We start from the raw sequence: 9,829 nt of genomic DNA, 5'->3' as shown, positions 1-9,829 counted from the left end.
GAAGACGCGCATCCTGTGCTCCTGCTCCTCCCCGTGGGGAAAGGAAAACGGCCGGGGCTATCCCTGGCCGTTCCAGCAGAGTCCGAAGGTGCCCCTGGCGCGACTCGAACGCGCGGCCAAGAACTTAGGAGGTTCCTGCTCAGGGGCACAGAGAGGTTCGCACATTTCAATTATACACCAAGTGGCTGTTACAGGCAAACTCATTTCAACCAAGTGAATTTGTCGTGTCTCTCCTGCAACTCACCATCAGCCCATCTGGCGTAGAATCGCTTGGTTACCTCAACACTGCTGTGTCCTAGGATGTCGGACACCGTGCCCAGATCAGCCCCATTACGAAGCGCCCCACGCGCCCATCCATGGCGAAAAGCGTGGGGGTTGAATCGTCCCGTTATTCCTGCTTTCCTTGCCAGCCGTCTCAAGAGTTGATAGATGGCATGCGGAGTCAAATGTCCACCTCGTTTTGAGATGAACAGATAATCGCTTGCGTTGTCGGGCCGCACGCGAAGGTACTCTATGAGAGCCTCTCGCGTGCGCCAGGAAAAGAAAACGTATTGGGCTTTCTTCCTGCCGCCTCGTCCTTTCTCCCAGACCAGTGCGCGACGGTTTTCCAAGTCCAGGTCTTTGAGTTTCAGCGTCGCTATGGCTCCCACGCGTGCAGCAGTGTCTGCCAGCATACAAACCAGCGCGTAATTGCGCGGGTCATCACGCGCAGCGTTCAGAAGTCGCTGGAGGTCCTCTTCAGCAACGGCTTTCGGTGGTTCTTCAGGCAGGGGTGGAAGTTCCAGCCGGGCAGCTGGGTTCTGGCTCAGATAGTTCTCCTCAATCAGCCATTTAAAGAATTGGCGCGCTATCCTGACGTGACTGTGAATCGTCCAAGGGGAAAGGCCGCCAGCAGCGGGTGGCCGATAGGGGTTGTTAACCCAGCGTTCTTTTCGTTCGGAAAGATCAGCCCTCCACCGGCGGAGATCGGAGGTGGTAATTTGCTCTATTTCCACATCGCCAAGGAAATCCAGCAAAGAATGCAATCGGCGGAGATATAACTTGCGGGTGCCCGAAGCCACCACACCTGCGAGAGAAAGATCAAATTCTTGGATCGCTACAGACAATTGCATTGTTGCCTCCTCCGTTTTGAGATTTGGGGAGGCATTATACCCGCTTGACAGAATGCAAAAGTGGGGTATAACAACAAAAAACGCCTCGCGGCTGTGGCAGAGCCCGAGGCGGGCCAGGACGCGGCGCGGGCGTCCCGGCAACGGAGATTGTAGCACAACGCCCGCCCGCCGTCAAGGTGGAGCGGGCGTCGTGGTTTATCCCTGCCGGATTCTTCCGTGAAGGCGCAGGAGGCAGATGATGAACGACTCCTCTGGTGAGATCCGTGTGCTGGATCTCTTCTGTGGTATGGGTGGCCTGGCTCTCGGTTTCGCCAGAAACGGATTCCTGGTTACAGGATACGACATTTACCCCCGCGTGCCGGAAATTTTTGAAATCAACCAGATCGGACAGGCCATCGTGGCAGACCTGAGAACAAAGGGAATCCGGCCAGAGGACAGAGCCGCTACCCTGATAATCGGAGGCCCTCCATGTCGCCCCTGGAGTGCCCTCAATGTCCGCCAGCGGGGTTCCCGGCATCCAGACCACGATCTCTTCCGGATTTTTCTGGAGATTGTCGGTGAAATTCGCCCGGAAGCTTTCCTGATGGAGAATGTACCCCGTCTTGAACGGGATCCCGCTTTCCACGAATGCCTGCAGCTGATAGAGCCCGGGTACGACCTTGCGTGGAAAGTGGTCTGTTACGCAGATTATGGGGCTGCAATTGCCCGCCACCGGCTTTTTCTGGCCGGTTTCCGCCGGAGCGAATCAACGAACAGAGCCCTGACATTTTTTGAGTGCCTGGAGGCTTTCCGGAAACCTCCCCGTACAGTCCGGGACGCCCTGGAGACTCTGGAAAAGTCGGGAACCGGGGACGATCCGGAGCACGTGTGGTTCAACTTCCAGACTGTGGAAAAGTACCAGGGGAAATACCGGACAGGGAAGTACGGATGGTATCAGCTCTCCCCGGACAGACCGGCTCCTTCATTTGGGAACATCAGCAAGACTTACATCCTGCACCCATTTGCCGGAAACGGATACGGGGTCCCTCTGCGTGTGCTCTCTGTGCGGGAAGCCATGACCATTATGGGATTCCCCCTGGCGTTCCGGTTTCCACCAGGCACGTCACTGACGGACCGTTATCAGATGGTGGCAGATGCTGTGAGTCCTGTCTTCTCTGAAATATGTGCTCAGGTGATGCTGAAGATACTGGGGCAGTAAGGCCGGATTCGGACGATCTGGCCGAAATCCGGCGATTGCTGCTCTCCTGGTGGGAGCGCAATCAGCGCTCTTTTCCCTGGCGAGAAACCCGGAACCCCTGGCACATTCTGCTGGCAGAAGTGCTGCTCCACCGGACCCGCGCAGATCAGGTTGTTCCGGTATACCGGATTATGGTGGAGAAATTTCCGGACCCGGACGCCCTGATGCGGTCTCCAGCCGGTGAACTGGAATCCATCGTGCACCCCCTGGGGTTACGCTGGAGAGTACCGCTGCTCCGGGAGATGGCCCGTCAGATTGTCCAGCGATATGGGGGGAAGATACCTGAAGAGAAAGAGGCGCTGAGATCGCTGGCTGGAGTGAGCGATTACATCGCAGGAGCTGTCCGCTGCTTTGCATCCGGATTGCCGGAACCCCTCCTGGATACCAACACGGTGCGGGTCCTGGGACGGATCCGGGGATGGCCCATCAGTGACGGCTCCAGACGCAGCCGCCATTTCCACCGCCTGATGCAGGAATTCGTGGATTGCGCTGATCCCCGCTCCGCTGTGCTTGCTCTTCTGGATCTGGCGGCTCTTGTCTGCCGCCCCAGAAATCCGGAATGCGGCAAATGTCCGCTGAGGGATCTCTGCCAGTTCGGGAGGACACATGGGAATACGAAGCGAGATTCTGGCAGCGCTGGTCCGTGACGTGCTGGGTCCCCGCGAAGGGCTATGTGAAGTTATGAGGAATAGTCCTCTGAGTGAGTACCTGACCGGAGTGCTGCAGCCGGTCGGGATTCGGGAGACCGAGCCCGGGAGCGAGGTGGAAAGCCTCTCCGGTGGAACGGGATCAGATCTCGACTGGCTTCTTCATGAAGGAACTTCTGAAGACGACGTGGAGGAAACCACCTTCGTTCCCTCTGTTTTCACTCCCCCAATGGACCCCCGAACCCGCCCCTCGTCCATTGGTCTCTCCTTCCGGGTACAGGTGCAGGGGAAGAGCAGTCCCACTTTCACAGTCTGCGTGACCTGGGCCCGTTATTTGCAGGAGAGCGTGTCCGGGGAAGATCAATTGGGGGTATGCTGGCGACGGTATCCAAGATGGTGGGTCCAGGATATTCACGGGACCGACAGCCCGTTTGATTTTTACCTGAATCATCAGGGGGAAACCTCTCCTGATCAGGCTGAAATACGGTTGCAGATCCGGTGTGAGAAGGATTCCCGGGAGCCGGGGATTTTCCACGTGGCCATCTACCTGGTCAATGCAATCCAGCCAGGTAATCGCTCTGGAATCCGGACGGAGGATTGCATTTTCCAGCCCCAGATCCGGGTGGTCTGCGGGGAAGGAACAGCCCTGGCTGCCCCGTCATCTTCTCCACAAATTCAGGTTGTGGAAAGTGACGATGTGCGCCTGAGTTTCCTGTACAGAAATCACCCGGTGCTGGCCCGGGGGCATCTGGTATCTGCCGTCTGGCGCGACATCGATCCGGAGCGCCCCGCCCCTCAGGAAAAGGAAAACGAACGCCCGGACGGTCCGCCATTTATGTGGGTGGATGGGGGGCTGCTGGACCCGCAGACGCGCTGGCGCTTTTCTCCTCCCGATGTCCGGACAGAATTTGTCCCTGTGTACGCTGTGCAGATGCCGGGCTGGGACTGGGATTTGAAATACGGGCCACCTCCTGTCCTGCGAGCGGGTGATCTGGCCTGCCTGGCTGCAGATCCGGATGATCTGCACCAGGCCCTTCAGCCACTGGTGGAGGGATACAGCGCCTGGATCAGGGAGAAGGAAGAGGAAGCGAAAACCCTTTCTGCCCGTGAACGGGAAGTGGCGAAAAAGCTGCAGGATGAGTGCCGGGAAGTGCTGGAGCGGATGAGAAAGGGGCTGGACCTGCTGAAAAGCGACAGGGACGTCCGGCTTTCCTTCGCTTTTGCAAACCGGGCCATGGCTCTGCAGGCTGAATGGTCCGGACGGGATCTGCACTGGCGTCCTTTTCAGCTGGCCTTCATTCTGATGAATCTGGAATCCATCTCAAACAGCCAGTCCCCGGACCGGAAGGTCTGTGATCTTCTGTGGATTCCCACCGGAGGTGGAAAAACGGAGGCATATCTGGGATTGGCAGCCTTCACCCTGGCCTTCCGGCGCCGGAAGGCCCTCCGGCGCTCCAGCGGGGATCGCACTGGAGCGGGAGTGGCTGTTATTTCCCGCTACACCCTGCGGTTGCTGACCATTCAGCAGTTCCGGCGGGCTCTGGCAATGATCACTGCCTGCGAGGTCCTGCGGGTGCAGGGGCTGAAAGCAGGCAGAGAAGTGGGATGGCGCCCTGATGGATGGGCGGATCGGAGCAATTTCCTGTGGGGCACTATTCCTTTCCGCATCGGGCTCTGGGTGGGCGGCGGTCTCACCCCGAACCGGCTTAAATCCCTGTTTGTGCCCACCCGTACTGGAGGGAAGCGTCCGCTTTATGGAGCGCTGGACATCCTGGCGGGCAAACAGGGAGAAGGAGAACCAGCTCAGATTCTGACCTGTCCGGCCTGTGGTGCCCTGCTGGCAATCCCGGAGGACGGATTACCCCCGGGCGAGCACACGTTGCACCTGATTGTTGCCCGGCCCCGGCAGGTGACACAGGACCCTGAGACAGAGCTGGCTGCCATTATTCAGGGTGCTCCTTCTCTCCCGGGCTTCAGCGTGTCTCTGGGTGGAAAACCCCGGAGCCTGCCCGGGAGGACCCATCTGGTTCTCACTCTCATTGTGAAAACCGGGCAGAACCTGAAAGCGGAAAGTCTCGATAGCTGGTGGAACACGGGCCCGGGTCAGCATCTGGAGCTCGCTGCTTTCCGGCCCTCGCGACCGGGATATTTTCCCGTAAAGGGCCCGCGGGGAGGAATTAACGATTTTGAGATCTGGTGTCCTGCTCCAGAGTGTCCACTGGGTCAGGAGTGGTGGTGCGAGGGTGTGCCGGCCGCGCGCAGAGAACGCGGCCTGGCGCAGATTTCTGTACGTCACCCCTCTTCCGGCGCAATCCTGAGTGATCCCTGCGGTCTTTCGCTCCGTGACATTCCCGAAGTCTGGCGGGCAAGCGCCGGAAAGCAACTGGCTTCCCGTGTGCCAGTGCCTGCTCTAACGGTGGACGAGCAGCTGTACCGGCGGCTTCCATCTATGGTGATTGCCACAGTGGATAAGTTTGCCAGATTGCCATTTGAACCGGAGGCCGGCACCCTGTTCGGGAATGTGCGCTGGTTTGAGCCGCTGAAGGGCTACTGCAGGGAACCACAGACGCAATCCCCGGTGCAGGTGGAACCTCCCGATCCTCCGGACCTGATCCTTCAGGATGAATTGCACCTGATAGAGGGCCCTCTGGGCAGCCTGGCTGGCCTTTACGAAACTGCGGTGGATTTCCTGTGTCTGAACGGGAACAGTCCGGTCAAATATGTGGCTTCCACTGCCACCGTCCGGGAGGCCTCGTCCCAGGTTCAGAGTCTCTTCAATCGGGATCTCCGGGTATTTCCTCCTTACGGGTTGCAGGCTGGTGATCGCTTCTTCGTACGGGCGCTTCATGAACCCCATCCGCTGGAGGAAGAGAACCCGGGCCAGCTGTATGCGGGGATCTGCGCTCCCGGAAGAGGCCCTCTCACACCGGTTTACCGGATATGGGCCTGTCTGCTCCAGGAATCCTTCGTGCGCGGCCAGGATCCGGCTGCTGATTATTTCCGGACGCTGGTGGGCTATTTCAACGCCATCCGGGAACTGGCCGGTGCGGTTGCTCTCTACCGGCAGGACATTCCGCAGAGAATCCGGGATGTTGTTGCTGAAGAGCAGGCACGCCGCCCTGTCCGGGACGAGCATGCACTGGAGCTTTCCAGCCGGATTCCATCCACCCGCCTGCCTGCTCTGCTGGAAACTCTTGGCAGCGGGGCTCCCGATGCACCGGATGCACTTTTTGCCACTTCCATGTTCGGCACAGGTGTTGACATTCCGCGTCTCTCGTTGATGGTGGTGCACGGACAGCCGAAGACTACCTCCGCGTACATTCAGGCCACCGGGCGGGTGGGAAGGAAATACGGGGCGCTGGTGGTGAGTTTCCTGCGTGCCAGCCGACCCCGGGACCTCAGCCATTACGAGTTCTTCTGCGGGTATCACCGGCAGCTGCACCGATACGTGGAACCGGTAACGGTCATGCCTTTCTCGCCCGGAACTCTGGACCTGGCGATAGGGCCGGTAACAGTGCTTCTGCTCCGCCACCGGCGGAATTCTTCTCATCCCTGGCACAGAGATGGTACGGCTCCGGATATGAGTACTCACCGTTATGATCCGGAGGTAAGAGATATCCCTGAGCTTTTAGAGAGTCGTGCCAGATCTCAGCCGCCCGGTCGCGCTCCGGATCAGGGGGAAGTCCAGAATCTGGCTGCTTCTGGACTGGACCGCTGGAAGCACATTGCTGATCGGGAAAAGGAGAAACTGGTCTACGTGGAATATGCCATTGAACGCCCGCCGGAGAAGCCGGTGGTGCTGGGTGATGCCGTGCATCCACGGGCAGGATTGGCCGTGGTATTTGAGAATGCTCCTCAGTCCATGCGTGAGATAGAGGATACCATTGAGGTGGAGATAAGACGATGACAAGGAAACAGAGTGTACGCATTTCCCAGATGGTGCTCACATGGGGGCCGGGATCCATTCTGGAGTCCCGCGAGGGTCCCCGGATGATTCTGCGGGATGGGCTTCAGTTGCCCCCGGGTGTATCTCTGGATCATCTGAGATTATCCAGCCCGGAACTGGAGACCCTGCTCACCCGGCTGCCAGGAGTCCCGTCATCCTCATCTGTCCGGATCTTTCAGGTGCCCGGAGCGGGAACAGTAGATGCGTACTGGAGAACAAAGCCTTTCCCGGAATGGCACCTGTGTGTGACTCACCAGATACTTTATAAGGACCGGTGTCCAGAGTGTGAGGAGAAATCCATTCCCCGCTGGTGCCGGAGGAAAGAGGCCATCCGTTTTGTTCGGGCCTGTCCGGGAGGGCATCTGGATGATGTGGACTGGGACAGGCTGGTACACAGGGGAAATCTGTCTCACCCTCCCGGCTACTATATCTGGAAGAGCAGAGGACCGGGCCTTTCCGACGTTTTCATCATCTGTCCCCAGTGTGGCCGCCAGAGGTCGCTGGGAGAGGCATACAGGGAATCCTGGCCCTGCAGCGGCCGTTTTCCGGAGCGCGAGAGACCGGACCAGCCACCCCAGCGCCCCGGATGCCCGGAACAGTCGTATATCCTGCAGCGGCAGGCTTCCAATCTGCGTGTTCCAGAGATTGTTTCCCTGCTCACGGTCCCCCCGCTCTTTACCGCCGCACGCCAGGTGCTGGGGAAACTGGTCGGGCAGCTCGGTCCGGAAACGGCAAAAACACTGCTGATCGGCCAGGATGGATCCCTGCAGCGAAAGAGCCTTGATTCCCTGGTAAAAGACGGAAAGATCACACCATCCGAAAGAGACGAGATTCTGGGATGTCCGGACCCCGAAATTATCCAGGCACTCAATGATGTGCTCGGGTACAGCTCCCCTCAGGACCTGACTTCTCTTCTGAGCCGGGAATTCCAGGCCTTTCTGGAAGGCACCCGGGAGGGTATTCCCCCCATCCGCAGCCCCGGTCCCGGTTCCCGCGTTCTGCTGGAGGTCAAACCGGGTATGATACGGCACTTCCTGCCCTTTCTGGTGGTACCGGTGAGCCGCCTGCGCCTGGTGACAGTACAGATCGGGTATCGCCGGAATGTCGGTCCCGTGGCAGAAGCAAACCGCTGGCCTGCTCTGGTGGAAATTTCAGTCTCTGATTCCGATGGGAACATCTGGTTTCCCGGTTACGAAAGTGTGGGAGAGGGGCTATTCATCACCCTGGAAGGCACGGAAAGTGGCCGGGCACAAATTTTCACGGGGGTGGCGACAGAAAACTGGATGAAGGCATACCACAACCCCGGTGCTTATGAGCAGGGACTTTTCCGGGACCCCCGGTATCGCGCTGAACTCCATCCCTGTTTTGTAGCCTGGCACACTCTCTCTCACCTGCTGATCCGTGCTCTGGCCGTGGATTCGGGTTACTCATCCCCCTCCATCCGGGAAAGGATATATCTGGAAAAAGCGCCAGATGGTCAGATGCGGGGTGGAATCCTGATATACACGGCCACCCGTGGTGGCGATGGTTCACTGGGAGGATTGCTGGTTATGGCGAATAACTTTGATAGAATTCTGAACCGGGTAAGGGAAATGACCGGGTCCTGTTCAGCAGATCCTCTGTGTCAGGAGCACAGCTTTGAACCGGGGAAAAAGGTGCTTGGAGCAGCCTGTCACGCCTGCGCTCTCATCTCTGAGACCAGCTGCGAGCATCGCAATCACTGGCTGGATCGGAATGTTCTTGCAGAGACTGGATGGCTGGAGTGAGGAATGGGGCGGGTCGTTCTTCTGGCCACCGGGGAAAGGCTGGTGGGGAAAGGGGTCAGGGCTTTCAACTCCGTTCTGGAAGAAGTACTCCGCTCTGCCAGTCGGGAAATTCAGATCGCGGTTTACCGCATAGATACCTCTGCGATGCCTCTGCTGGACATCCTGGAGGAAGCGGCCCGTAAGGGAGTCCGGGTTCTGATTATCCTGAGCGCAATGGACGAACAGCCGGCGGGTATCCGGAAGAGACTGGAGCGATCAGGTAGATCCGGGGGTGTCCGTGTGGTGGATTTCCGCTCGGGAGGCGGAGGTCTTTTGCATGCCAAGACCGTTGTGGTGGACCGCCAGCGGGCGATCATTGGATCGGCCAACCTGACCTGGGGAGGGCTGATCCATAACTATGAGATCGGGATTCTTGTTGAAGGTCCGGAAGCCTGGGAAATCGCCCGGATGCTTGATATACTGGCTGAAGCCGGATGCCCGGAAATTTATGCAGCGGATCAGCCCACGGTCTGATAAAGGCACTGACGCAAAGCGCCCCGGGCCCGGGCCCGGGGCGCTTTTGCTTGACAACTTCCAAAGAATCGTGTAAAATAACCGCACAAGCATCATTGTATTTCCCGACACCCCCTGTGGGTGTCGCACAATGTGCGAAAATCGGGCCGCTAACGGCCCTGAAACGGGTCGTACAATGTTTCTGGGGAGGGAAAACCGATGTGGGAAGACGTTGTCCAGGAGTTCCTGAAGGGGTATTCCGGCATCACCCACCGCCGCTACCGTGACGCCCTGGGGGAGTTCGCCGACTGGTACCGCGCCACCTACGGCGAACCCCCCGACCCCCATCTGCTCACCGCCCAGGAGGTGCGGGAGTACACCTCGTACCTCCTCTCCGTCCGCCGCCTGAAGGCCGCCAGCATCAACCTGCGCCTCTCTGCCATCCGCACGCTCCTGCGTCATATTGGGCGGGACGTGCGGGTGCGGGGGGTGCGGCAGGAGAAGCCGCCGGTGGATGCGCTGGACGGGCGGGAGTTGGGGCGGCTGATGGCGGCGCTGGAGGGGGAGGACTGGATTTCCCGCCGCAACCAGGCGATGGTGGCGCTGATGGCGCGGGCGGGGCTGCGGGT

The 9,829-nt window shown here is 59.1% G+C and carries 7 protein-coding genes; 6 read left to right on the top strand and 1 reads right to left on the bottom strand.

What is annotated here, in order from left to right; genetic code table 11:
- Nucleotides 1-200 precede the first annotated feature (200 nt).
- Nucleotides 201-1,112, bottom strand: a complete 912-nt coding sequence (locus tag Q0721_RS11450) for a tyrosine-type recombinase/integrase (RefSeq protein WP_299030015.1) — start codon at nt 1,110-1,112, stop codon at nt 201-203.
- Nucleotides 1,113-1,350: 238 nt separating this feature from the next.
- Here Q0721_RS11450 and Q0721_RS11445 point away from each other — a divergent pair, with 238 nt between their 5' ends.
- From Q0721_RS11445 to Q0721_RS11420, 6 genes are all read left to right on the top strand, one after another.
- A complete protein-coding gene (locus Q0721_RS11445; protein ID WP_299030012.1) occupies nt 1,351-2,310 on the top strand; it encodes a DNA cytosine methyltransferase in 960 nt (319 codons plus the stop codon).
- Nucleotides 2,274-2,996 carry a hypothetical protein gene (locus tag Q0721_RS11440; RefSeq protein WP_299030010.1) on the top strand — a complete coding sequence of 241 codons (723 nt, stop codon included), beginning with the start codon at nt 2,274-2,276 and terminating at the stop codon, nt 2,994-2,996. Before Q0721_RS11445 ends, Q0721_RS11440 begins: the two co-directional genes overlap by 37 nt.
- On the top strand, nt 2,956-6,903 hold the full coding sequence (gene drmA, locus Q0721_RS11435; protein ID WP_299030007.1) for a DISARM system helicase DrmA: 3,948 nt from the start codon (nt 2,956-2,958) through the stop codon (nt 6,901-6,903). Before Q0721_RS11440 ends, drmA begins: the two co-directional genes overlap by 41 nt.
- A complete protein-coding gene (locus Q0721_RS11430) occupies nt 6,900-8,708 on the top strand; it encodes a DUF1998 domain-containing protein (protein ID WP_299030004.1) in 1,809 nt (602 codons plus the stop codon). The genes drmA and Q0721_RS11430 overlap by 4 nt, the downstream gene beginning before the upstream one ends.
- A gap of 3 nt (nt 8,709-8,711) precedes the next feature.
- Entirely contained in the window at nt 8,712-9,221 is a 510-nt protein-coding gene (locus Q0721_RS11425) for a phospholipase D family protein (RefSeq protein ID WP_299030001.1), read from the top strand.
- Nucleotides 9,222-9,419: 198 nt separating this feature from the next.
- A partial coding sequence (locus Q0721_RS11420) for a phage integrase N-terminal SAM-like domain-containing protein (RefSeq protein ID WP_299029998.1) occupies nt 9,420-9,829 on the top strand: 410 nt, incomplete at its 3' end.

The organism is uncultured Thermanaerothrix sp. (assembly GCF_938028735.1).
GTDB lineage: Bacteria > Chloroflexota > Anaerolineae > Anaerolineales > Anaerolineaceae > Thermanaerothrix.
The sequence above is the reverse complement of the archived record's forward strand: the minus strand, read 5'-3'. Positions and strand labels throughout refer to the sequence as shown.